We start from the raw sequence: 1,665 nt of genomic DNA on the forward strand, positions 1-1,665 counted from the left end.
GCAACTCTGCTTTAGCTGTTGGATTTTCTCCTGGATTATAGTCTTTTGACAAAGGATAGTGCTTATTAGCTATGACGATTTCATCGTATTTCCCTTGAATACTATAGTAGTCTCCCTTATTGACAACTTCTGCCTTCTTCTGACTAGAAGCTTGGGATTTGCTCCCTACAGTTCCTTCAGGTTGACTAGTTTGTTCTGTTTTTTGAGTATTTTCTTCATTTTTAGGTTGTTCTTGAGAACATGCTGCTAGGGTTACTGCCAGCAAACCAGATAAAACAATGTATCTTTTTTTCATTTTTCCTTCCTCTCTTAGACCACGTGCTTCTCTAATTCATCGGATAAGGCTTTAATCATTTGTTCCAACTCATGGGATTTCACTTGGCAATCTTCTGCCGCCATTTCTTCCCATGGCATCCACCAGACTGGCCCACGGCCATTCAATCCATGACCCTTCATATCACCTGTTCTTCGTGGAAAGAGATGCCAATGAGCGTGGGCATCACCATTTCCTAGGAGTTCAATATTCATCTTTTCAGCCTCAAATACTTTGGCGACTGCTTCTTGGACCAAACTCATTTCCTCTAAAAAGCGAAGTTTTACAGAAGTCTCCATATGGTGGAGTTCTGTGACATGCTCTTTTGCCAGAAATAAGGTATAGCCCTTAAAGTATTGGTGATCTCCAATAACAACATAGCCTGTTTCTAGTTCTTTTACAAAGTAGGGATTTTCCCCTGCCTTGATCCATTCAATTCTTTGACAAATCAAGCACATATTATTCTACCAAGGTGCTCTTGAGATAGGCGTCTACCATACGCTCTGTCGCCACGACCGAATCAATATGTGTTCGTTCGTAAGAGTGACTGGACTCAATACCAGCTCCAAGGAGGGCGTGTTTGACCTCTGCTCCTGCTGACATAGCCGCTGAAGCATCCGAACCGTAAAATGGATAAATGTCGAGCTTAAAAGGAATATCTTGCTCCTTCGCCAAAGTTACCAAGTGTTGACGGAAGTCATAGTGATAGGGACCTGAAGCGTCCTTGACACAGATAGAAACTGTATACTCATCCGTCTGCTGGTCATCGCCCATAGCTCCCATATCCACAGCTAGATATTCCACTACCTGAGCTGGAATATTGGAGTTGGCACCGTGACCAACCTCTTCGAAGACTGAAAAAGCAAAATGAGTTGTTACTGGCAATGCAATCCCCTCTTCCTTATAAACACGAAGAAGATTGAGCAAAATTGCTGCGCTGACCTTGTCATCCAAATGACGGGACTTGATAAAACCAGTCTCTGTCACGACAGTTCGCGGGTCAAAACTGATAAAGTCGCCAACCTCGATGCCCAAGGCGCGCGTTTCCTTTTCATTGGTTACTTTTTCGTCCAAACGCACTTCCATATTGTCCTGTGTGCGTTCAGCAGTTCCTGCATCTTTGTAGACATGGCAAGAAGTTTGATGGATGAGGATGGTCCCAGATACCGTTTGACCTGTGCTAGCCACATGAACCGTACAGTTCTCCCCTTCAATCATGTTCCAAGGGAAACCACCGATACGATCCAATTTGAGACGGCCATCTGGTTTGACAGCACGGACAATAGCACCCAGCGTATCCACATGGGCAGTCACATAGCGGTGTTGGTCATCATTTTGACCTTTAATAGTAA

Annotated in this window: 2 protein-coding genes and 1 pseudogene; all 3 read right to left on the reverse strand. The window is 44.1% G+C overall.

Annotated features, from left to right (window positions below; translation table 11 throughout):
* Nucleotides 1-295: pseudogene (locus GMD4S_RS12030) on the reverse strand (LD-carboxypeptidase LdcB/DacB); the annotation flags it as partial.
* A gap of 14 nt (nt 296-309) precedes the next feature.
* On the reverse strand, nt 310-771 hold the full coding sequence (locus GMD4S_RS12035) for an HIT family protein (RefSeq protein ID WP_000335635.1): 462 nt from the start codon (nt 769-771) through the stop codon (nt 310-312).
* Between the two features lies 1 nt (nt 772).
* Nucleotides 773-1,665 (reverse strand): M42 family metallopeptidase (locus GMD4S_RS12040; protein WP_000317159.1); only part of this gene is annotated, 893 nt, incomplete at its 5' end.

The sequence above is a fragment of the Streptococcus sp. GMD4S genome (assembly GCF_000296955.1).